Origin of the sequence: Peribacillus simplex (genome assembly GCF_001542915.1) — a bacterium.
Classification (GTDB): domain Bacteria; phylum Bacillota; class Bacilli; order Bacillales; family DSM-1321; genus Peribacillus; species Peribacillus simplex_B.
On the sequence record NZ_LNNH01000028.1, the window covers coordinates 30,309 to 53,974 of the forward strand.

At 43.3% G+C, this 23,666-nt stretch carries 22 protein-coding genes and 1 pseudogene; 18 read left to right on the forward strand and 5 right to left on the reverse strand.

What is annotated here, in order from left to right; translation table 11 throughout:
* Nucleotides 1-12 precede the first annotated feature (12 nt).
* The 18 genes and pseudogenes from AS888_RS14325 (at nucleotide 13) to AS888_RS14405 (ending at nucleotide 15,880) form a co-directional block, all read left to right on the forward strand.
* Nucleotides 13-321 carry a malonate decarboxylase subunit delta gene (locus AS888_RS14325; RefSeq protein ID WP_061142831.1) on the forward strand — a complete coding sequence of 103 codons (309 nt, stop codon included), beginning with the start codon at nucleotides 13-15 and terminating at the stop codon, nucleotides 319-321.
* Nucleotides 302-1,990: a biotin-independent malonate decarboxylase subunit beta gene (locus AS888_RS14330; RefSeq protein ID WP_061142832.1), complete on the forward strand. Its 1,689-nt coding sequence runs from the start codon at nucleotides 302-304 to the stop codon at nucleotides 1,988-1,990. Before AS888_RS14325 ends, AS888_RS14330 begins: the two co-directional genes overlap by 20 nt.
* Entirely contained in the window at nucleotides 1,981-2,595 is a 615-nt protein-coding gene (locus AS888_RS14335; protein ID WP_061142833.1) for a malonate decarboxylase holo-ACP synthase, read from the forward strand. Before AS888_RS14330 ends, AS888_RS14335 begins: the two co-directional genes overlap by 10 nt.
* 253 nt (nucleotides 2,596-2,848) lie before the next feature.
* Nucleotides 2,849-3,052, forward strand: a complete 204-nt coding sequence (locus AS888_RS14340) for a DUF3311 domain-containing protein (RefSeq protein WP_061142834.1) — start codon at nucleotides 2,849-2,851, stop codon at nucleotides 3,050-3,052.
* A complete protein-coding gene (locus AS888_RS14345) occupies nucleotides 3,049-4,527 on the forward strand; it encodes a sodium:solute symporter family protein (protein WP_061142835.1) in 1,479 nt (492 codons plus the stop codon). Before AS888_RS14340 ends, AS888_RS14345 begins: the two co-directional genes overlap by 4 nt.
* Nucleotides 4,528-4,619: 92 nt before the next feature.
* Nucleotides 4,620-5,768: a M42 family metallopeptidase gene (locus AS888_RS14350; protein WP_260320216.1), complete on the forward strand. Its 1,149-nt coding sequence runs from the start codon at nucleotides 4,620-4,622 to the stop codon at nucleotides 5,766-5,768.
* A gap of 753 nt (nucleotides 5,769-6,521) precedes the next feature.
* Entirely contained in the window at nucleotides 6,522-7,238 is a 717-nt protein-coding gene (locus tag AS888_RS14355) for a MurR/RpiR family transcriptional regulator (protein ID WP_061142836.1), read from the forward strand.
* Nucleotides 7,239-7,362: 124 nt separating this feature from the next.
* Nucleotides 7,363-8,832: a glycoside hydrolase family 1 protein gene (locus tag AS888_RS14360; RefSeq protein WP_061142837.1), complete on the forward strand. Its 1,470-nt coding sequence runs from the start codon at nucleotides 7,363-7,365 to the stop codon at nucleotides 8,830-8,832.
* 3 nt (nucleotides 8,833-8,835) lie between these two features.
* Nucleotides 8,836-9,138: a PTS sugar transporter subunit IIB gene (locus AS888_RS14365; RefSeq protein ID WP_061142838.1), complete on the forward strand. Its 303-nt coding sequence runs from the start codon at nucleotides 8,836-8,838 to the stop codon at nucleotides 9,136-9,138.
* Nucleotides 9,139-9,171: 33 nt separating this feature from the next.
* Entirely contained in the window at nucleotides 9,172-10,518 is a 1,347-nt protein-coding gene (locus tag AS888_RS14370) for a PTS sugar transporter subunit IIC (protein ID WP_061142839.1), read from the forward strand.
* Nucleotides 10,519-10,551: 33 nt separating this feature from the next.
* Nucleotides 10,552-10,764 (forward strand): hypothetical protein, encoded by a 213-nt coding sequence (locus tag AS888_RS14375; RefSeq protein ID WP_221408609.1) that lies wholly within the window; start codon nucleotides 10,552-10,554, stop codon nucleotides 10,762-10,764.
* Nucleotides 10,765-10,786: 22 nt separating this feature from the next.
* Nucleotides 10,787-11,689 (forward strand): ROK family protein, encoded by a 903-nt coding sequence (locus tag AS888_RS14380; RefSeq protein ID WP_061142841.1) that lies wholly within the window; start codon nucleotides 10,787-10,789, stop codon nucleotides 11,687-11,689.
* Between the two features lie 2 nt (nucleotides 11,690-11,691).
* On the forward strand, nucleotides 11,692-12,006 hold the full coding sequence (locus AS888_RS14385; protein ID WP_061142842.1) for a PTS sugar transporter subunit IIA: 315 nt from the start codon (nucleotides 11,692-11,694) through the stop codon (nucleotides 12,004-12,006).
* Between the two features lie 18 nt (nucleotides 12,007-12,024).
* Nucleotides 12,025-13,353 carry a 6-phospho-beta-glucosidase gene (locus AS888_RS14390; RefSeq protein WP_061142843.1) on the forward strand — a complete coding sequence of 443 codons (1,329 nt, stop codon included), beginning with the start codon at nucleotides 12,025-12,027 and terminating at the stop codon, nucleotides 13,351-13,353.
* Between the two features lie 203 nt (nucleotides 13,354-13,556).
* Nucleotides 13,557-13,751 carry a hypothetical protein gene (locus tag AS888_RS14395; RefSeq protein WP_061142844.1) on the forward strand — a complete coding sequence of 65 codons (195 nt, stop codon included), beginning with the start codon at nucleotides 13,557-13,559 and terminating at the stop codon, nucleotides 13,749-13,751.
* 28 nt (nucleotides 13,752-13,779) lie between these two features.
* A pseudogene (locus AS888_RS26840) lies at nucleotides 13,780-14,034 on the forward strand (catalase); the annotation flags it as partial.
* 283 nt (nucleotides 14,035-14,317) lie between these two features.
* Complete coding sequence (locus tag AS888_RS14400; protein WP_061142845.1) at nucleotides 14,318-15,436, forward strand: Gfo/Idh/MocA family protein; 1,119 nt, start codon at nucleotides 14,318-14,320, stop codon at nucleotides 15,434-15,436.
* A gap of 162 nt (nucleotides 15,437-15,598) precedes the next feature.
* Nucleotides 15,599-15,880, forward strand: coding sequence for a hypothetical protein (locus tag AS888_RS14405; RefSeq protein ID WP_061142846.1), 282 nt, complete (start codon nucleotides 15,599-15,601; stop codon nucleotides 15,878-15,880).
* Nucleotides 15,881-16,804: 924 nt separating this feature from the next.
* On the opposite strand, the gene AS888_RS14410 is transcribed toward AS888_RS14405, so the two are convergent.
* The 5 genes from AS888_RS14410 to AS888_RS14430 all read right to left on the reverse strand — a co-directional run bounded on the left by AS888_RS14410 (nucleotide 16,805) and on the right by AS888_RS14430 (nucleotide 23,444).
* Nucleotides 16,805-17,152, reverse strand: coding sequence for a hypothetical protein (locus tag AS888_RS14410; protein ID WP_061142847.1), 348 nt, complete (start codon nucleotides 17,150-17,152; stop codon nucleotides 16,805-16,807).
* A 766-nt stretch (nucleotides 17,153-17,918) separates the two neighbouring features.
* The gene (locus tag AS888_RS14415) at nucleotides 17,919-18,518 is read right to left on the reverse strand and encodes a hypothetical protein (RefSeq protein WP_061142848.1); all 600 of its coding nucleotides are present in this window, start codon (nucleotides 18,516-18,518) and stop codon (nucleotides 17,919-17,921) included.
* Between the two features lie 187 nt (nucleotides 18,519-18,705).
* Nucleotides 18,706-19,701, reverse strand: coding sequence for an NAD(P)H-dependent flavin oxidoreductase (locus tag AS888_RS14420; protein WP_260320217.1), 996 nt, complete (start codon nucleotides 19,699-19,701; stop codon nucleotides 18,706-18,708).
* Between the two features lie 377 nt (nucleotides 19,702-20,078).
* Complete coding sequence (locus AS888_RS14425; RefSeq protein WP_061142849.1) at nucleotides 20,079-22,067, reverse strand: acetoacetate--CoA ligase; 1,989 nt, start codon at nucleotides 22,065-22,067, stop codon at nucleotides 20,079-20,081.
* A gap of 108 nt (nucleotides 22,068-22,175) precedes the next feature.
* On the reverse strand, nucleotides 22,176-23,444 hold the full coding sequence (locus AS888_RS14430; RefSeq protein WP_061142850.1) for a sensor histidine kinase: 1,269 nt from the start codon (nucleotides 23,442-23,444) through the stop codon (nucleotides 22,176-22,178).
* Nucleotides 23,445-23,666: the final 222 nt, after the last annotated feature.

The window sequence follows — 23,666 nt, forward strand, 5'->3', positions numbered from 1 at the left end:
GAGGTGCTTCAATTGGAAAAGATCACATACACATTTCCTGCCACTAGAAAAATTGCCGCTTCAGCGCATGTTGGAGTAGTCGGATCGGGTGATTTGGAAGTGATGATGGAACCGAGCGATGTCCTGCAGGCGGAAGTGATCATAAGAACGGGAATAATGGGTTACCAAGATACATGGAAAGCTGTCATTCATCGCTTCTTCACGCAGCATGATTTCGCCGCCAAAGTGAAAATCAATGACTTTGGTGCAACGCCGGGGGTTGTCGCTATCCGCCTTGCGCAGGCACTGGAGGTGAGCTTCCATGATTCAAAAATTAACTAACAGTTTTGTGGAATGCAGTGGACGAGAGAGAGCGATGAAATTACTGGATGCTGGAACAGGTAAAGAACTTCTTGGCCCATTCGACGGAATGGAGTCACCACATCTAGAGCAACAAGGAATCGTCCCGCAAAGTGATGATGGGGTCATTGTAGTGAAAGGTACCGTTAATGGACATGAGGCACTCGTGATTTCCATTGAAGGGAAATTTCAAGGCGGGGGCATCGGCGAGGTATCTGGTGCAAAAATCGCTGGTTCGCTCGAGCTGGCATTAAATGAGTGCGAAGCTGGAACGAAGACGGTTCCAATCCTAATTTTGGATACAGGAGGAGTGAGACTGCAGGAAGCCAATTATGGTTTGCTCTCGATTGCCGAAATTGGTTCAGCCATTGTTGCCATTCGCCGCCATGTTCCTGTCATCGCCCTCATTCCCGGAGGAATTGGCGCATTCGGCGGGATGTCGATTACAGCTGGCCTTTGCAGTGCCATCATCATGACAAGAGAAGGCCGACTTGGGTTGAATGGGCCTGAGGTGATCGAGCAGGAAGCGGGTATCCGGGAATTCGATTCGAAAGACAGGCCGTTAATTTGGGGTACGATGGGCGGTGATCAGCGTAGGTCTTCAGGTTTGGCGGATTTATTGATCGATGATGATACGGAAGCAGTTAAAGATGCCGTTCTTTCCATAATGAATGGGGACATGGTTACTGATCAAAGGTCCATTCAGGTGAAGCGGCACGGTGCATTTTTAAAGACAATCAATCCAGCAAAGCGATTAACTCCTGAAGATGTACAGGAAACATGGAAACCATTCATTTCTGGTTCCCTGACTAAGCAAAAAGCTGACATACACGGAGAAAAATCCACCAGCCGCGGACAGACGTGGTTTGATCTGCTAACCGCCGATGCCCCGGAAATAGGCGATATTCCTTCCGTTAGGGTTTCCGATGCTTTCATTGGTACGAAAAAGGTTCGCTATATCACCGTAGTGCCTGATGCTAAAAACCGCTTTCCAAGAGTTAGGCATGGCGAGGTGGGCCTTCAGGAGGGGTGGGCGATTGCGAAACATGTTCGGGAAGCGATCGAAGCAGATCGAAATGGAGAAAAGCGAGCGATCGTAGCAATCGTCGATGTTCCCAGCCAGGCATACGGGCATCTCGAAGAATTGCTGGGCATCCATCAATCTTGTGCAGCTGCCGTTGATGCTTATGTCACCGCCCGTTTGGAAGGTCACCCCGTCATTTCCTTCATTCCCGGTAAAGCCATATCCGGTGCTTTTCTATCACATGGGATGCAGGCACAGCGATTAATTGCCCTTCGTGATCCAGGTGTGAATGTACATGTCATGTCAAAGCAATCTGCAGCACGCATTACGAATAGAAGCATCGACGAATTGGAGGCTGCGGCGAAAAAGGTGCCCGCAATGGCTTATGATATTGAATCATTCGAACAGCTTGGAGCCCTGCATTCATTGGTGGATGGATTGAATGCCGACGATCCTGGTGAAAATGACCGCGATGTCCTGCAAAAAGAGATCCTCATGGCAATTCAAGACATAGAGCAGGATGGATCCAGAGATTTACGTGTTCGATTAACTTCTCGATTGGCTCAATCAGGTGGACGGGCGGCATCCATTTTAGTGAGAGAAAAGCTGATGGACCAATGGAGCTAAATCCACATGACTTGTTACGGATTAAAGGAATCGGTGATGTAATCACCCATGCCCCTATGCCACATTGGGCGGAGTCATCACTTGCGATATCCCCATACGTCGTCGTGCGCCGTTCCCGTGCACCCAATGGCCAGGTGGCGGTGGGGGTGCGCGGGTTTGAAAGAAAGGAACGATTCGCTGCATTTTTCCCCATTGAATCCGTCATGAATCGAATCTCTCCCGAGCAATTGGCACAGGAAAAAGGCTGGCGGCAGCATTCGAGCAGGATTTTTCAATGTTTGGAGCCAGTCAGTGATTTAATGGAACAGTATTCGGTTTTGTGGGGACCGACTGGGAGTGTCGGTTTCGAGCTGGCAACAGGAAGAGAAACCGTCACCTCGAAAAGCGATATCGATATGGTCATTCGATTTTCCGAAGTCTTCACCCCTGGTGCCGCTAGGGAAATCGTAAATACGTTGATGAAACTTCCTGTTCGGATCGATGTTCAATTGGAAATGAAAGAAGGTGCCGTTTCATTGCTTGAATATGCCAGCTGTGAGGGAAAGGCACTCTTATTCCGTACAGTCGATGGTCCCCTTTTACGGCATGTCCATGAACAAACGTAAAAGGTAAAGCGGTGTTCAAGTTCCTTATATCCCTATCGCTACCTTGAATGAACACGATGAGAGGAGGTGAAGCCGATAGCCCAAAATGAACTGCAAAACGTCGGAAAGCAGGAGGTAGATGTGTAATCCGGGATACAAGGATCGTGGCTATCCATTATAGTCCGCCGTTCCCTTGCCGCTGCATGATGGAAATTTTCCAATTCGACTTTTTCCATACCGATTAATCGAATTTAATATGAAGGAGTGTTGCGCAATGAAGTTGGGCCATTATTTAAGTATGATTCCCTTTCTCGGAATGCTTTTTTCTCTCCCTTTTGTTAATCGTGTAGAACCGTTTGTACTTGGATTGCCGTTCATCATGTTTTGGATCGTTTTATGGGTGGTTCTAACATCCATAATCATGGCGATCGTTTTTAAACTGGACCCCGCCAATCGTGAAGGCGGTGACATGGAATGAACGCCTCGCTCTTTGTGCTGTTTGGTTTTCTCCTACTCGTTGTATACATCGGAATAAATGCAAAAAAAGGAAAGGAAATGAATCTTGAGCAATGGGCCGTTGGCGGAAGGGGATTTGGAACGATTTTGGTTTTCCTTTTGATGGCGGGAGAATCGTATACAACGTTCACATTTCTCGGGGCCAGTTCATGGGCATATGGAAAGGGTGGACCTGCCTTTTATATCATCGCCTATTTAAGCCTTATTTACTGCATTTTTTATTGGATGTATCCAAATGTCTGGAAATATGCAAAGGTTCATGGACTGGTGTCTCAATCGGATTTCTTTGCAAGTAAGTATAATAGTTCCTTTTTAGGGATCATCACTGCCCTTATTGGCGTCATATCGATGATTCCCTACATTGTCCTTCAACTGAAGGGCCTTGGCATCATTGTCTCCGAAGCATCATATGGGGCCATTTCCCCTACTGCCGCGACTTGGATCGGCGTCATTTCCGTGACAGTTTATGTGATGATTTCAGGTATTCACGGATCTGCGATGACCGCGATAATCAAAGACATATTAATATTTGGGGTGGTTCTATTTATTGGGATCTATATTCCTTTTCATTACTACGGTGGAATAGAACCGATGTTTAGAGAAATCCAGGCGACCAATCCGGATTTTCTCAAGCTGCCTGATAGCGGCCTTGGTGTGTCTTGGTTCATATCCACCGTGGTGATGACGAGCATTGGCGGGTTAATGTGGCCGCATCTTTTTGTAGCCACGTATACGGCATCCAGCCCTAAAGCGATTCGTAAAAATGCCGTTATAACCCCACTCTATACTTTGATGCTATTATTCGTCTTTTTTGTAGGATTTGCGGCGATCAAGCAAGTGCCTGGTTTGCAAGGAGCGGATACAGACCTCGCACTCCTGCGTGTATCCATCCAAACGTTCGATCCTTGGTTCGTCGGGGTGATTGGCGCCGCAGGCTTATTGACGGCTTTGGTTCCTGGCTCCATGCTTTTGATGACAGCATCCGTATCATTATCCAAGAACGTATATAAAGTGGTTTGGCCCCTAGCTACCGAAAGGCAAATTTCCACAACTTCCAAAATGCTGGTACCTGTCATTTCACTTATTTGCGTCTATTTTACATTCAATGGAGGCAACTCCATCGTAACCCTTCTCCTTATGGCCTATAGCTTTATCACTCAATTGTTCCCGGCAGTCCTCTTTAGCCTGGCGAAGAATAATATGGTCACGAAACAAGGAGCGGCTGCCGGCATGATGGCAGGAGTCATCACTGTTGCATACATGACGATTACAAATGCCACCATAGGCACTTTGCTTCCCTTATTACCACAAGTAATGAAGGATTTGAATGTCGGCATCATTGCTTTGAGCATAAATATATTTTTCATGCTGGTCGTCAGTTATTTCACTAAAAAGCTACCGGTATCTTCAGACATGAAAAGTTCTCCAACCATTTAACGGATATCACTGAACATGATGGGTATAAAGGATCCATATCCGATAAATGGAATCCAATGAAGTACCAATCGTATACAAAGGGAGGAATTTAGATGAAAAATGCCGACATGATCGAAAAAAGAATCGGACACTCACTCAAGGATGAAGCAGTGAAAGAAAGAATCAAAGAGTCATTAAGAGAGTTAACTGGATTAGTAGGCGTTTCTGGTTCTGAGCAAGAAGTCGTTAAATATATGCAGGAGAGGTTGCTGCCATTAGCGGATGAGGTAAAGGTGGATCGAAATGGGAATGTAATCGCGATAAAAAACGGCAACGGTCCAGGACCCAAAGTGATGATTTCGAGTCATTCCGATGAAGTAGGTTTTTGCGTGAAAAATATCTTACCGAATGGTTTTATCATGTTCGATAAGGTAGGAGGAGTTTCCGATCAATTATTGCTGGGAAGGAAAGTCTGGATCACGACACGGAAATTACCAGGCATAATCGGAATCAAGGCAGGTCATATGCAAACTCCCGAGGAAAGTATGCGGGTCAAAACAACACGTGAATGTTACATAGATGTCGGGGCTTCCTCTCGGGTAGAGGTGGAAGGACTTGGAATAAGAATAGGGGACCCCATCGTATTTCAAAGCGATTTTATGGAAATGGCCGATAAAGATCTTGTTTCCACTAAATCCGTCGATAATAGAATTCACTGTGCAATCTTGATCGAGCTATTTAAAGAACTGCAAGGGGTTGAATTTGCCGGTAAGCTGTTCGGGGTCGTAACGGTCCAAGAAGAAGTCGGCCTCCAGGGTGCCGTAATGGCAGGAAATGCTATCGAACCTGATTATGCCATTGTTCTAGACACGATCCCGGCCGGTGATACACCGGATATAGATACGGAAATATCCCTTCCCGTCTACCTCGGTGCGGGCCCAGCCTGCCCGATTGCTGATGGTGTAAGAGGTGGCATGGCTTTTAACTATATCCATCCCAAAGTTAGGGAAATCGTTGAAGAGCAGGCAATGAAAGCAAGTATCCCCTTGCAAACCATTACTCTAATCGGGGACGGCTATACGACTGATGCAGCAAGTTTGACATCAGCGAATAAAGGCATACCAGTGGGAGTGGTGGCAACGCCGCGAAGATACTCCCACTCTCCCGTAGAATTGGTCAATCTAAATGATGCCCTGGGTGTGTTGAAAATCGTGACAGGAATTGTCATCGAAAACGGAATGAAGGATTTGAGCTTCATCTAACGACCTATACTAGGTAAAGCGAGAAGAAACACTTGGTTGTTATTCGTGTTAAAGGAATATCATGACCTATCTAAAGGACAGCATGCTGACTCAGTGTGCTGTCCTTTTCACGTTCGCGATGCGAAAGCGGGGATTCATATTTTAGGATCTGCGTGGAACAAAAGATGGTAAGATCATTTCCGATTATCGTTAACTTGCTAATTATGATTTCATTAACAAATGGTCTGTCATCTAGTCGGTGCATTCAGCATTCACCCATTCATCTGCGAAAAAGGGTTCGCCTATATCATGGTTTGCGTTGTTTGAAAGTGTAACAGCTTGGAATTCAAGCGGAACGAACTTGTAAAAAGTGGGGAAAAACAGATGACCGATGATCATTCAGTAGCAGCCATTTGGCATCATGTTACGTTCGGTTGTGCGGAGTGGCTTGGCGCCTTGGGCAACATTACGATATGATCGATCGTAAAAAAACAGGGATGAATCACGTTCACGATTACGGATCTAATCGACATATCCTTTACAAGCTAATAATCTAGCAGGATGATATAAGGACCCTGTCGCTATGAAAAAAGCGATGGCCCACCTAGTGCATGGCTTTTTTCATTTTCAACCATTAAGGGAAGCTGTTTTCGAATAAATCATCAAATGTGAGTAATAAAAGGTTAAAATGGCATAGAAATCGAAATATACATACGAGTATGGAAATGAAATTGTGACTTTAGTCATCAACTGACACAAAAAAGGGGAAATTATATGTTTACTAGAGAAGCCATTGCATCTTTTAATGAATTGGAATGCTCTTTATACGGTTATATCACCAAAAATGCCCAGAAGGTGGCTTATATGAGAATTAGGGAGCTAGCGGATGAAACGCATGTTTCCACCTCTACCATTCTTCGTTTTTGCAGGAAGGTCGATTGCTCCGGTTATTCGGAATTTAAAGTGAAGCTTAAATTGTTCATGAACGAAAAACAGCCTATCAAGCTTAAAAGTACTCAGCATTCTTTATCGGAGTTTGTCGAAAGGACGTTAAAAGGAAGTTTCGAATCATATATCCAAGAAACCGCACAATTAATTGCCAAGGCAGAAAGTGTGATATTTTTGGGCATCGGCAGCTCTGGCATCATGGCCGAATATGGGTCACGCTACGTTTCGAGCCTGGGGAAATCGTCCATTTATATTAAGGATCCTTTTTTTCCGATCCATTCGAAGTATTCCAGTAATAGTGTGACAATTGCCTTGAGCGTGTCTGGAGAAACATCGGAAATCGTGGATCTGATCAAAGGGTTCAAAGAAGTGGGAAGCACCATTGTCAGCATAACGAATAATAAGGTCAGCACGATTGCAAGGATTTCCGATTTGAATATAGCTTATTTCGTTACTGAGGAATACAGCGGCAAATCGAATATAACGACACAAATACCTGTCGTTTACCTTTTAGAGGCAATTGCAAAAGAACTTTACAAATGATTGGAAACACCCTGTTTCTTTTTTGTGACAGATGACAACCGGCGGCACAAAAAACAGAAAGGAGTAATGGTATTTACCACGATGTTGAAAGCGGATACAATTCTTTGTAGAAAGAGGTGAAAAAATGATTCATCAAACGAAACAATCTTTCCCGGATGACTTTCTTTGGGGTTCTGCATCAGCTGCTTATCAAGTGGAAGGAGCTTGGAATGCGGATGGCAAAGGTCCTTCCGTCTGGGATGTTTACACCAAAATGGATGGAACGACTTACGAAGGTACGAACGGGGATGTGGCGGTCGACCACTATCACCGATACCGGGAAGACATTGCCTTGATGGCCGAAATGGGCTTGAAAACCTATCGCTTTTCCGTAGCCTGGAGCAGGATTTATCCAAAAGGAAAAGGGGACGTCAATGAAGCGGGGCTCAAATTTTACGATGACTTGATTGACGAATTGCTAAAATACGGCATTGAACCCATTTTGACGGTCTATCATTGGGATGTTCCTCAAGCATTAATGGAGGAATATGGTGCCTGGGAGTCAAGGGAAATCATCCATGACTTCAACGAATATTGCATTACCCTGTTCAAGCGCTTTGGGGGGCGGGTCAAGTATTGGGTCACCTTGAATGAGCAAAATGTATTCATTGGCTTAGGATACCGGACAGGGCTGCATCCGCCAGGGGTGAAGGATCCTAAAAGGATGTACGAAGCCAATCATATCGCTAACCTGGCAAATGCGAAGGCGATACAATCGTTCAGAAGGTTTGTACCCGACGGCAAGATCGGCCCAAGTTTTGCATATGGACCGACCTATCCTTATACTTGCGAGCCGGATAATATCCTTGCATTCGAAAATGCCGAGGATCTTAATAACCATTGGTGGCTGGATGTTTATTGCTGGGGGACCTATCCGAAAATTAGCATGAAATATCTTGAGAGGGAGGGTATCGCGCCGACAATTTTGGAAGGGGATATGGAACTCCTCGCCTTTGGAAGGCCTGACTTCATCGGGGTCAATTACTATCGGACGGGTACCGTTGAAATGAACCCGCTTGACGGCATCGAACTGGGAGCCATGAATACGACTGGAAAGAAAGGAACGTCAGAGGAAAGCGGGATTCCCGGTCTGTTCAAGTCGAAGCGAAATCCACACTTGGAAACGACGAATTGGGATTGGGAAATCGATCCGACCGGTCTTCGCATCGGTCTTCGCAGGCTCACCAGCAGATACAGGCTCCCCATCCTCATTACGGAAAACGGCTTGGGTGAATATGATACGCTTCTAGATGGGGACGTAGTGGATGATGATTATCGGATTCAATATTTGAAAAGCCACATACTGGCCTGTCAGGATGCCATCTGTGACGGCGCCGATTTGATCGGTTATTGCACTTGGTCATTCACGGATATTCTAAGCTGGCTGAACGGGTACAAGAAACGCTATGGTTTCGTATATGTGAACAGGGATGAACAAAGTGAAAAAGATCTGCGGCGGATAAAGAAAAAGAGTTTCGATTGGTATAAGGAATTGATCAAAACAAATGGAGTTAATTTACAGAATATTCAACCTAATTCCCTGAAGGAGGAATGAACGATGAAAAAAATACTATTGGTATGCGCCGCGGGCATGTCCACAAGCTTGCTGGTCAATAAAATGAATGATGCTGCCAAAGCGAAGGGCATCGACATTGATATTGTTGCCTTGCCCATATCGGAATGTTCAAAAGCCGCGGAGGAAGTCGACGTCGTCTTATTAGGTCCACAGGTCCGTTATCAAAAAGCCCAGGTGGATTCCATTGTAGCAGGAAGGGTGCCTGTAGAAGTCATAGAAATGAGAGCCTATGGAATGATGAACGGGGGTGCGATTCTCGATCGTGCTTTAGAGCTGATTGGATAGAACCAAAAAAAAATAGATTCTAGGGGGTATAGTATGGGATTCATGGCTGGTTTTGAACGTGTAATGGAAAAAGCCCTTGTTCCTATCGCAGCTAAATTGAATTCGCAAAGACATATTGTCGCGATTCGTGATGCTTTTATTTTAGCTTTTCCAATCACACTGGCAGGTTCATTGATTGTTCTCTTGAATTTTGCCGTGCTGGCTCCGGACGGGTTCATTGCAAAACTGCTGTTCTTGAATAAGTTATTTCCTAATTTAGCAGATTACCAGCAGGTATTTGCACCAGTATTGAATGGTTCAACCAGCATTTTATCCATTTTCATCGTTTTTCTGATCGCCAGGAATATAGCGATTGCCATGAAGGCGGATGACCTTCTTTGCGGATTGACCGCCCTTTCGACGTTTTTCATCGTCTATCCTGCTTATACCGTCGTGGACGGAGCCAGTTTTCTTTCCACCCAATGGGTTGGCGCACAGGGCCTTTTCGTAGCCATGATCATCGGTTTGCTTGTAGGTGAGATTTTCAGCCGATTGTCCAGGTCGAAGCGCCTGCAAATCACGATGCCTGCATCGGTGCCGCCTGCCATCGCAAGAACGTTCAAGGTTCTTTTTCCCATCGTCATCATTACGGTTTTATTCTCGGTCGGTAATGCAATCATATTAGCTATCTATCCAAATGGGATACATGAATTGATTTATGCAGCGATTCAGACCCCATTGAAAAACTTGGGGACGAATATTTTCTCATTGGTGCTCTTGGCCATCGTGTCGAATCTTCTCTGGGTATTCGGAATTCATGGTCCCAATACGATCGCGGCGATCAGAGAAGGAATGTTTGCTGAGGCAGGCCTCGAAAACCTTAACTATGTGGCCGCACATGGCTCGGCTTGGGGTGCGCCATACCCCGTCACGTGGGCTATCAATGATGCATTCGCCAACTACGGCGGGTCTGGCATGACCTTGGGATTGATCATAGCGATTTTCATTGCATCAAGGAGACAGGATTACCGTGATATCGGGAAGCTATCCATTGCCCCGGGTATCTTTAACATCAACGAACCGATCATTTTTGGATTGCCTGTCGTCCTTAATCCGATATTGATCTTCCCCTTCATCCTGGTACCTGCTGTAAACATCTTGATTGGTTATATCGCGATCAGCACGAAGCTGATACCGCCTATTGCCTATGCTGTGCCTTGGACGACGCCTGGTCCGCTGATTGCCTTCTTCGGTACAGGCGGGAACTGGATGGCCTTGTTTATCGGACTCATTTGCCTTGCCGTTTCAACGCTAGTCTACCTGCCGTTTGTGCTGGCCTCGAATAAGGCTGCGTCCATCCAGCAATCATCGGAATCCAGCAATAACGACTTACCGGCATAGAAAGGAGAAGGAATGAACACTTATCGAATTCAAATGAATTGCGGGCAAATAGCTTATCTTAGTGACTTCTTCTCGCAATACGAAGATGAACAGATCCAGACTGTCCTTTTATCCGCCAATCGGGTCCAAGCGGTTTTCGAAGCCAAGACCCCACTCAATATCGAGGAAGCGGTGAAGCACCTTAAACAGGTTTTTCAGTTATCGAAGTTTGGCCCTGGGCTATATTTTACCATCAAAAATATGTAGAGAGTTACGGGGGTGGCAGCTCATGTCCAACTACTTAGCCTTTGACATAGGCGGAACAGAAATAAAATACGGCTTACTGACCGAATCCGGGGACATATTGGAAAAGGGAGCATTTCCAACGGTTCGTAATAACGGGGAAGTCATCCTTCAAGCCATATTGGCTAAGGTTTCCCTTTTTCCGAGCTTACGAGGGGTCGCCCTCAGTGCCCCCGGATTTGTCAACAACGAAACGGGATTTATCGAAGTAGGAGGAGCCATCAAGGATTTTGATGGCTTCAACATAAAAAACTATATGGAAGAAATGACGAAGCTTCCAGTCACGGTCGAAAATGATGTGAATTGTGTCGCCCTTGCCGAGAAATGGAAAGGCAAAGCAAAGGAACATGAAAATTTCCTCTGCATGACAGTGGGCACTGGTGTTGGCGGGGCGGTTTTCATCAATGATCGGTTATACCGCGGCGTTTCATTTGGGGCCGGTGAATTTGGATACATGATCACCCATGGTATTGAAAGCGGGGCGGCTTTAAAAAATACATTGAGCTGGAATGGTTCGATTACAGGCTTAAGAGAGCGATATGCCGTACGGAAAGGACTTCAAGCAGCCGAATTGACAGGTTTGGATATATTTCAAGCCTATGAAGCTCAGGATCCCATCGCACTGGAAGAGGTTGAACGATTTTATGATAGTCTTGCCATCGGACTACATAATTTGTATTTCCTCTTTAATCCAAGCAAAATCTTGCTTGGAGGAGCTGTAAGCGTAAGGGAAGAACTGATTCCTGAGCTAAGAAGGCGGGTCGAATCGTTAAATGGATATATAAACGGAGATTGCATCGATGCCTGTCAATTGAACAATGATGCGGGCATGATCGGTGCCCTGTATCACCATCACCAAACATACGCGCAACAAGGAAGAAGGGAATAGCCATGGAAGAAATGGAAGCGGTAGCGTTTCAGATTATCAGTAATGTAGGAACAGCAAAAAGCTTGGTAATGGAAGCCTTATATGAAGCGCGGGATGGCCGGTATGATGCGGCCGAGGAAAAGCTGAAAGAATCTCGGACTTATATGCTAGAAGGCCACCATGCCCATGCAGCGCTTATCCAGCAGGAGGCTTCCGGACAAAAGGTGGAATTTTCATTGCTGCTAATGCATGCAGAAGATCAAATGATGAGTGCAGAGACAATTAGTGATTTAGTTGCTGAAATGATTAAAATGTATCAGGAAATGAGACAAAAATAAAAATGGTGGGGTGTCGTTATGAAAAAAGGGATAAAAATCGTGACAATAGGCGGGGGTTCAAGCTACACACCCGAATTGATCGAAGGCTTCATCAAACGCTATGACGAGCTTCCAGTTCGTGAAATCTGGCTTGTTGATATAAACAAAGGAAAGGACAAACTGAACATTGTAGGGAATCTTGCGAAAAGAATGGTGGAAAAGGCAGGTCTGCCCATTGACATACATCTTACCCTCAACCGGCGAGAGGCACTGAAGGATGCTGATTTTGTCACGACCCAATTCCGGGTCGGCCTCCTTGACGCAAGAGCTAAGGACGAGAGGATCCCTTTGAAATACGATGTGATCGGGCAGGAGACGAATGGGCCAGGAGGACTTTTCAAAGGACTTAGGACGATACCGGTGATCCTTGACATTTGCAAAGATATGGAGGAGCTATGTCCCGACGCCTGGCTTGTGAACTTTACCAATCCAGCTGGAATGGTTACCGAGGCTGTCTTAAGATATAGTCCGATCAAAAAGGTTGTGGGCTTATGCAACGTGCCGATCGGAATGAAAATGGGCATTGCCAAAGCGCTTGATGTTGATGACAGCAGGGTTCAGGTCGATTTTGCCGGGTTGAATCATATGGTATTCGGTCTTGATGTTTATCTGGACGGAAAAAGCGTGAAGGACCAGGTGATAACGGCGCTTGGAAATCCGGAAAATGAAATGACGATGAAAAATATCGCTGGCTTTGCCTGGGATCGTGATTTCATTAAAGGAATCAGCCTTATCCCATGTGGTTACCACCGTTATTATTTTAAAACAGATGAAATGCTTGCCGAGGAAAAGGAGTCTTCAGTAACAAAAGGAACGCGCGCCGAAGTGGTCCAGCAACTGGAAAAGGACTTATTCGAATTGTATAAAGATCCAGAACTGAATGTAAAACCGCCTCAATTGGAAAAGCGGGGCGGAGCGTATTACAGCGAAGCGGCGTGCAGCCTCATCAATTCGATTTATAATGATAAGCGGGACATTCAGCCTGTCAATACAAGGAATAATGGTGCCATTGCAAGCATCCCGGACGAGTCGGCGATTGAAATAAGCTGTGTGATCACGAAGGAGGGACCAAAACCGATTGCCATCGGAGACCTGCCAGTAGCGGTTCGTGGATTGGTCCAGCAAATTAAATCCTTCGAGAGAATGGCTGCAGAAGCGGCCGTCACTGGGGATTATCGAACAGCGTTAGTAGCGATGACGATCAATCCACTCGTGCCTTCGGACACCATTGCCAAGAAAATATTGGATGATATGCTCGAAGCTCATAAAGAAGACTTGCCGCAGTTTTTTAATGAAGTGAGATCGTAAACCGTGCACCACGGTATTCGCAATGACAAACAAAAACCCTTGTTCATCAGCAAGGGTTTTTGTTTGTCACCGTCTTTGCTCACTAACCTTATTGCTTGGCATTTAAACCACTCTTCGCCTCGATAGTCCTATAAAGACATAATAGCAAGATGGTTAACATACATAATGGAGAGTAATAACCTGTGGACATAGGAGGTAGGAGCATGAAAAAAAACAATGGCTGGTATCAGTTGGAGGGAAAACCTCCTTCACCCAATAACCAGCAACTAGGCAAGACGGTACTGAAAAGTTTGTTGCTTGTAGGGCGAAATGGGCAACAGCAGGTACTGATCAAGTGCAGAAATCAATCATACCTAACAAAAAAAATGGCTGCTCTTAAACCTTCATCCAAGGGATGAATGATGGACCCTCCCAAGGCTAACGTAATATGGAACTTTTGTTTATTTTGAGACGATTCATTCCATGGCCGAATATACACAACTCAGCTTTTTACAAACTCCAGGTCAGCAAGTTCCCGTCATCCCGTCATGGTGAGGGTTTCGCTTGCTGTAAGCACAAAAGGCACGCCCGATAAGTCCCGCAATGTATGGGGATTTTCCATGGAAGAGGAAATATTGATTTGGCATGCACCACATTCCCGTCTTTTCCGTGCGGGATGCCATCCGCTTTCCTGACACAGTTATGTAGTTATCTGGAATCTTCGACAGCTGTATGACTGTTGAAGAAGTTTTGTTAGAAGGTTGGGGTTAACCTCAAGAAATAAATAATACTGCCACTCAAAGTGGCACGATTGAGCAATGGGTAAATCCAAATGATAAGTATCTTTACTTCGATGAAGGAATTTTAGTAACCATACAAAACTGACACTGCGATAGGTGTTAGTTGTTCTTATTATTCCGGGGTAATGAATACCTTTTTACTAAACTTAGCCTGGGATAACTATAAAGTTTTGGAGGGATAAATTATGAGGGACAAATTGATAAATGTAGGGATTATAGGCGGGTCTTTGAATAATCAGTGGGCTAGTAAAACACATATTCCAGTACTTAAGGAAAGTCCTTTTTTTCAAATAATGGCGATTGGAACATCGAAAATGGAAACCGCGAAAAAAAGTGCTACGATGATTAATGCTCCTCTGGCTTTTACAAGTCATAAGGAATTAGCAAAATCTAAAGATGTTGATTTGGTAGTAGTTAGTATAAAAGTTCCTTTCCATTATGAAGCTTCTATCGCTGCCATAAAGGAAAATAAACATCTCTACTGTGAATGGCCTTTAGGCATAGACACCATACAAGCTAAAGATTTGGCAAATTTGGCTGATCAAGCTAATATTCACCATGCCATTGGATTGCAAGCAAGACAATCTCCAGAAGTCAATTATTTGAAACAAGCAATAAAACAAGGTGAGATTGGTAAGGTATTATCCTGCACAATGCAAGTAGCTACTCAAGGAAAAGGGAAAATAACGGACCAAAGAAGCGACTATCTATTAAAAAAAGAAAATGGCGCAAATTTACTTACTATTAATGGAGGGCACTCTCTCGATGTTCTTTGCTATATTCTGAGTGATTTTAAAGAATTATCAGCTACTATGAATGTGAATTATACAGAAGCAATCATACAAGAAACTGGTATAAAAACACCTAAAAACACAGCTGATCAAATATTAATACACGGGACTCTCATTGATGGTATTTCGGCATCTGTTCATATTCAAGGTGGGGTTTATCCAAATTTTCATTTAGAGATTAGAGGAGAAGAGGGTGTATTTCGATTAAAACAACATGATTCTTCAGGTCATGTACAATTTGGAAACCTCAAAATCGAAAAAATTACACATTCTACCTTTACCACCTTTACTGAAACTGATGATGTCTATTTGGAAGAAATAAAGCTACCCTACAAAGAAAATAGTAGTCCAGCAGGATATGTTAAACATGCCTATAATCTTTTAGCGAGAGATATATTAGAAAACAAAAGTCAAATTCCTAATTTTAATGACGCTGTTAAGTTGCATCAGTTGATAGATGCGATTCAAGATTCTGCAGAGACAGGTAAAAAAATAGTATTAATGAATGAGTAACACAGCATCACAGCAAGTATACCGCAATCGGAAAAGTACATGAAAGATATAGACATAAACCTGATTGTAGAGGCAATCGAAAACGAATTGGATGGTCAAATCGTTGATATTAAATCGGCAAACGGCGATACCGTTTCCGTATTCATTGATTAGGATTTACTTATGATGCATGTAAAGGTGAAAGTAAAGGACGTTCGGTTTTCCATCCCGGTTCCATATGTGATTTTAAACATTGGGATCTCAATTTTGACTTCAAGATTCGTTCAGCAAATGGCAAACAAATGGACAAAAGAGCCCTTCGAAAGAAAAAAACTGGACTTTACCTTTCCCCTAATAGACAAAAATATGCTAAAGCCGATCGTCGAGGAACTGAAAAATCACAAGGGACTGGTGCTGGTGGATGTCAAGGCCAAGGACGGTACAGAGGTTAAGGTTAGACTATAATTCATTAAGGAATACACCGAGTAAAATGGTAAAAGCGGAACCCGTTCTAAATATAGGACGGGGTTAAAATATAGTTGTTGGCTATCCAATAACGAAAATTGGTGAGTAAAAACTTTTTATTATCATAGACATGAGCCTGTTAGTCAGCTTTCATCGGTATGGAAGTTTTTTTCTATTGGAGTTGCATTAATAATATGGGCGCGGATTATCTCTTAACAAATCATTAATAAGTGGAGCCATAGATTGATTATGGTAAATTCCTGGATATGGTACCTGAAATGATTTAAAGTCAGACGCCACGTCATTAAGCAAAAAATGCGGACCTTTAGCGGTCTTGATCTAATGCGATGAAGTATAGCCTAAGTTTGCACAAAAAACTGTTCACAGGACGATGGGAGTCTGCTAGGAATATAACATGTATAAGTTATTTCGAATCCTAAGAGTCATTGGAAGCAGCATTGAATAGATCTTTAATCAAGATAACAGCCAGTAATAACGAAGAAAAAGGGAACGGGAGTTTTTGGTTAGTTGATGAATAATTTTATTCTAGTTTACATAATATATATTATAGGAAGTTGTATTTTAATCTTTAATAATATCTCATATCTCAAGAATACTTAACTTAGTGAGACAAAACATTGATTTTGGTTCAATTTAATCTAATTCATATTTATTCTTTACATTTATCCATTCCAATTTGCTGATCGATTTTATTTATTTTTTTGTAATTCCTTTATTTTGATATATTGCCTTGAATGTCATTTGCGCTTTATTTTGAATGACAAAATTTTAAATATGCTCCATTAGCAATTCAATGTCTTTATGTATTTAATCCTAATCATTATCAGTTAATTCCAGATAATGGTGATGGATTGAATCATGTGATCCAATCCATGACATTTCTTATATGGTTCAGGTACTTAATTATTTCACTCTTAGAATATCCAGTTTCTTGTTTGTAGAGATTACATCGATCGTATGGTCACCCTTAGTATAGAAAACGGATGCCCCTTCTCTTTCTCCTTTTTTCCACCCATTCGCTTTAATGGCCCATTCATAGCAAGATGGAATGCCGTTCTCTTCAGAAGCCCTTGACCAATCATAATTCTTACCGTACTCACTTTCCTTTGTGAGCTCAGCATTTTTAGGTACAGGGAATTCGTATAAATCTTCGTTTGTTTCGTAGAGTGATAAAGTTCCGAAATAATAAAGTACGCTACCGCCAATCAAAAGTGCAATCATGGCAAGTGTCCAACCAATCTTTTTCTTCATTTTTCGAATGCTTCCCTTCAATCTTTTATACGCTGGGACTAAAAAGAGTTTTTTGCTGCAGAAATTCTGTATTTAAGACATATTGTTATATTAAAATATAAAAATAATGCCGAAGTGAGAAAAATCACGGGTTAACACCGTGATAAAATTATACAAATATAATAAAATTGCTGAATGCTTCATTTGTTTACCACTCAAAACTACCGCTTGCCTGTTAAAAACACATCCTCTTTTGTTTACTGCAACGTATTATCTCCGCTTATAAAATGACATTCATGGCAGGCTATTCGATGAATCCGCTTACCGCTTGAAAGAATTACGATAGGATGGATTTCGTGAGCTAGGCCAATCGACGCCCAACCTAATCTATCTTTTCATTATTGAATTAACTCAAAAATCTGGATCATGATAATGTATGACATATTCAAGATGGAATCATTCCCATCTCATTTAGTTTTTTTGCAATTTTAATAAACTCGCTAAACTTATCCATTTCCCCCTCCATTTCCTTGAATTTGTCTGCCAATCATATACTTTTTCCTTATTTGCAAAAATACGGCCAAAGTCTGTTACGATAGGTTGACCATAGACTAGCCATGGATCAATCTCATGTATCGGTAGTTCCTTATTACACTTATGTTTCTTCACAGTAAGTGGATAGATCAAGTGAACAATTTATCATTACAATTACCAGACTTATGCATTATCTCAGTTCGGGGTCCATCCGAAATATTCTTCGCCATTTGTCATAAGGGAAACCCTTCATTTAATCATCCTGAGTCATTGAATCCCTATAATGTACGGCAGAAAGTAATTTTAACCCTCTTAAGTGTTTGATCTGTTTATCCACTATTTCTATTGCCTCATTTGTGTTTCCTTCAAGAATGTATTCCTCTGCCTTAAGCCAGGAGAGGTATACGTTATCCTTGATTTGCTCTTTATAAGAGTTGTAGGCGTGTTGGTTACCCTCGTGAAGGGAAATGACCGCACCATAATAGAACTTGACTTTGTTATCCTTCATTTTTGATAAGAGTTCTTTTGCCTCTTTGTACTTTTCTTGCTTAGTAAGGAGCATGACATTTGCCTGATTTTTGGCTGTTTTCTGTTTGATGCGATTCAATGTTTTTTCCGCTTCTGCTTCATTACCGTATAGGAGCTGGTAAATGAATCGATAATGCGGTATTTTTGATTTGCTTACGTAATGCTTGATTTTTTCTGCATTTTTTCCAAAAAGAACGTGATAATAGTAAAACCTGAAAAGGTAAGCCAAAAAAAGGAACATCAAGATAAAAAGTCCCCATGATGGTGCCCCGATGAGACCCATTGTAAATGCAGCTAAAAATAAAATGATGAATGCCCAAATCATGTGATTCGCCCCCCTTGGCACTACAATACTGAATCCCGAATGGATGGATCCAACCAACATTCTTAAGACCATGGCAAAAGGTATGCAACCAGTCAATATTAATATCAAACATCTTGGTGAAAAGCTTGAAGCTATGATTGTCATCGACTCCCGACGGTATAATCCCCTGAAACCCTTGCGTCAAGATTCATGTACGGATCGATTCAAGCCGGGTTTGGACGGATTCGAGCGAGTTATGTGCCTCATGGACGATTTGCTTGATCAGTTCATCGACAGTCAATATTTCCTTAATCAGTCCGACGGATTGTCCGCACGACCAGATACCTCCATCCAAATCTCCCTCAAAGTATACTTTTTTGCTTCTTTGACCTGTAATGAGCGGAATTAAGGCTTCTATCGTGGCTCCTTCATTTTCGAGTCGGTCCACTTCTTTACTGACAGCATTCAACGCTACCCGCGATGGGCTTCCTATATTTCTTTGAATGACGACCGTATCCATTTCATTTGCCGATACCATCCAGTCTTTAACATGATCATGAATGGGAGCTTCTTTTGTGGCCATGAAGCGGGTTCCCATAACGATACCCTCAGCCCCCAGTGACAAGGCACTAACAAGGCCTCTGCCATCTGAAAAGCCCCCTCCCGCAATAACGGGTATGGAAACGGAATCGACGACCCTAGGCAGCATGACAAGCGTTCCTACATCCCCCATGCCGGGGTGCCCGCCTGTTTCATTTCCAACGATAATTACGGCATCGACCCCTAATTTCTCTGCAGAAATCGCATTTTTGACACTTGCTACCTTATGGATCACGGTAAAGCCGTGCTCTTTAAGCTTTGGCATCAATCCCTCTGGACTTCTTCCGCTCGTTTCGACGATTTTCACGTCTTCGTCCACTAAAATATCAATGAAGTCAGCATTTGGCGTGGCCGTTTGACTTGGAAATAAATTGAGGTTCACGGCGAAGGGCTTTTTTGTCAAAGATTTCACTTTACGTATTTCATCACGCAGACGTTCGGGTGTCGCCTGTGTTTTCGAAGTAATGATGCCAAGTCCGCCTGCTTCGGATACGGCAGCTGCGAGCGGCGCCCGCCCAACTTGAAACATCCCCCCGCAGATTATCGGATATTCGATTTTCAACATTTCAGTGATTCGTGTTTTCAATTGGCATTCCCCTTTCAATGTTTGGTTTGTTCGGCATTGCTCAGGTATACCTCATCATTTTTTAGTTGCATGTAAAGGAGTTTCTAATGGCAAGGCAAGTATCAACCTTCAAGGATTTATAAGTGACTTGTTACATAATTGCCCGTAGGCCATTCCAAGTTGGTAAAAAGCAAATCCTGCGTTTATCCCTTCATGATGGATGAATGAAAATATGCACGGTTAAACGTGAGAAAAGATGTGGTGAAGTAATTTAATAGGATGGTATTCGAAGTTACCTTAAGTATAGTGGAATCTGTATCCGCTTACAACGGGTTGGTGGGAGTTACAAAACATGATATTTTCAAACTCGCATGGCAAGATGGAAAAAAGACGGAGCCTATGCCCCGCCTTGACTTTCAGAATATTTTCTTCTCGTTTAATTCCTTGGCTAAATCCTTGAAATAGTGAAGTGATTCAGGGTTGCCCATGGAGTCTGCATTCACCACTTTATCAAACTCGAAACCTAACAATCCTTTTCGGATCGGGACTTCCATTTTCTTTCCGTTCAGTGTTTTAGGTATTTGTTCGACAGCATAAATGTGATCAGGGACGAAGCGCGGCGACAATTGTCCTCTGATTTGTTCGTTGATTGCTGCTGTTAACGTTGCATCCAGGTAGCTATCAGGCTTAAGGACGACGAACAGCAGCAATGAAGAGCCACGGCCAAGCACCTCCCTATCGATGACAAGGCTCTCCATCACTTCGTCAATCGCTTCCACGACGCGGTAAATATCGCTAGTGCCCATCCGGACTCCGGAACGGTTGATGGTCGAGTCCGATCGCCCATAAATGATGCAGCTTCCCTTTTCGTCAATTTTTATCCAATCACCATGTTTCCAAATGCCGGGATATGCATCGAAATAACTCTCGTGATATCTTGTACCCTTTGGATCATTCCAAAAATATAACGGCATCGATGGCATCGGTTTGGTAATCACCAATTCACCGACCTCATTAATCAATGACTGCCCCCTTTCATCAAACGCTTCGACGTGAACACCGAGCGCCCTGCCCTGTATTTCTCCGATTCTTACCGGTAATGTCGGAACCCCGCCAACAAATCCGGCACAAACATCGGTTCCGCCACTGGATGAACTGAGCCAGATATCCTTCTTGACATTCTGATAAACCCATTTGTATCCGTCACCCGTCAAAGGGGCTCCAGTGGAAAAAAGGGCCTTCAATTTTGATAAATCATATTTCCCCATCGGTTTGATGCCTAATTTCATGGAATTGGTAAGGAAAGGGGCGCTCGTTCCGAAGAAGGTCATGCCGGAATCTTCAGCCAGCTCCCAAAGCACCTCTGGATTCGGAAAGGAAGGACTGCCGTCATAAAGGACGATCGTCGCTTCATTAAGCAAGCCGCCCATCAGGAGATTCCACATCATCCAGCCTGTCGTCGTGAACCAAAATGCTGTATCCTCTGTGGACATGCCTTGATGCAGTTTAGTCGATTTGAAGTGCTCCAATATTATCCCGCCATGCCCTTGTACAATCGGTTTGGGCATTCCCGTCGTACCTGATGAATAGAGAATCCAAAGCGGGTGATCGAATGGAACACTTTCAAATGACAATTCCGCCGGTTCCAGTAAGAGGTCAGCCCACGGAATGGTATCTGCTGGATTTTCTTGTATATTCTTTTTTTCTATGTAAGGAACCAGTACAGTATGCTTGACAGTGACCAACTCTTTCTTTAGCTGGGAAACGACCGTTGTTTTATCATATACTTTTCCATTGTACCGGTATCCATCAACCGCCAGTAACACAACCGGCTCAATCTGTTTGAAACGATCTATAACACTTCTTGCCCCGAAGTCAGGTGAACAGCTCGACCAGATCGCACCGATGCTTGCTACAGCCAGGAACGCGATGACCGTCTCAGGTATATTCGGCATATAGGCCACTACCCGATCACCGGATTTCACCCCAAGTTTCCTTAGTGAATGGGCGACGGAAGCTACTTGATCTTTCAGTTCTTTCCAGCTGATCTCTTTCCGTTTGATGTGCTCGGAACGAAAAAAAATGGCCGTTTTCTCATCCTGATCATTCATTAATGCATTTTCCGCATAATTTAGCCTGGAACCCTCGAACCACTTCGCACCAGGCATGGACTGCCCTGATAAAATCGCATCATATGTCCGATTCGCTTTTACCTTGCAATAATCCCAAATCGTTGCCCAAAACGCTTCCAATTCATCAACAGACCATTTCCATAATTCATGATAAGCTTGAAATGATAAACCTTCCTTTTCCTTTAACCATTTCATATAGTGAGTCAATACCGTTTGCTCGATTTGTTCGTTAGTCGGTTCCCAAATGATTTGTCCATCCGTAAGCGATTTCATTCGATCATCTCCCTTAGGCATCAAATGCTTGATTGAATCATTTCACAAAAATTGGTAGTTTGATTAAATTGTAATGTATCCCCGTTGAACCGTCAATTAACAAGGATATTACATAGATTCATGGGCATGAATCGGAAGGTTAAGAGAGAAACAGGTCCCTTCCCCCTGTACGCTTGAAACATATATCGTACCTTCCATGCTTTTGATTACGCTGTAAGAAACCATCATCCCTAATCCCGTTCCTGCATTTTCTGTCGTGAAATAAGGTTCGCCTAAACGATTTATTTGCTCTTGGGACATTCCTCTTCCTTGATCTTGAATCTTAATTTGGATGGTAGCGGCAGCATGGAGGAGATGGATGGATAGTTCTCCTTCAGACATTGATTCAATCCCGTTCTTGATGATATTGAACAGGCACTGCTGGAATTTTTTTCTTTCTCCCACAACATAGTAAGCCTCATCGTCAAAAACGGATATTTTCAAGTCAATCCCATTCTTGCTTGCCAATGGCTTGATGCTGTTCACGACATGATTGATTTCAGCGGATGTGCGCAACCGCTCCATTTTTTCGGGACATATGGAAGCAAACGTCAAATAATCATTGATGACGTCCGTAGCCCGATCTAATTCCTGCAGGGCAATATTCGCATACTTCACCTTGGTTTGAGGCGAAACGTCTTCCCTTAGCATTTGGAGATATCCCCGGGTCACGGTAAGCGGGTTACGGACTTCATGTGAAATGCTTGCTGCCAGGTGGCCGACGATTTGCAGCTTTTCCGCCTTCACTAGTTTTTCAAGCACCTGGAAATTGGCCATGATCACCTCCCATAGGATGATGACGATGACGATGCCTATCACTTGGATGATGAAATACTGTTTCCATAGGCTTATCCCTATGACGAGGTCAAAGATTTGGGTCGAAACGTAGTCTGTAAGAATATGGACAAGAAAGATTAATGCTACACCGATGACGATTTTTTTACCGACTGATATTTTTTGATAGTATTTCGATATGAAAAATAGGGAAACGCCGATGAACGGGAAAGTGATGCATGCTACATAAAACCCGCTTTCCCCACCGGTTACATAACGGATGAGGAGGGTGATCACTATTAATATCATGCCTAACCTGTAGCCGCCATATAGACCGCCTAAAATAAAAGGAATCCATCGCAGATCCCAAACGAAATGCTCTTCCGTGACTACGGGGAATAACATACAGAGGATGAGTGAAAGAATCGGAAAAATGGCCAAGAACCATCCCCTTATCGCTTTCAAACGGTACACATATTTCACTAGATAGATTACATGGGCCAAAAAGATCGGAAAAAGAATAATTAAAAAGTTAATCAGCAAATCCTTTGTCATGAGATTCATTTTTACACCGGACTTTCGATATTTTTCGAAGATTTAGAAAGGTACATAAATCATAACAAGATAGAGTGTGATAAGCTAGTAAAACTATCAGAATGAGAAGGGAACTAGGATGGGATAAAATGAAAAAGCGACGCTCGTCCCCTGATGATCCGAAATGTGGGAATGAACAGCAAAAAGCACTGAAACGACCTAGTCATTCCAGTGCAACGAAGCTTTCCATTT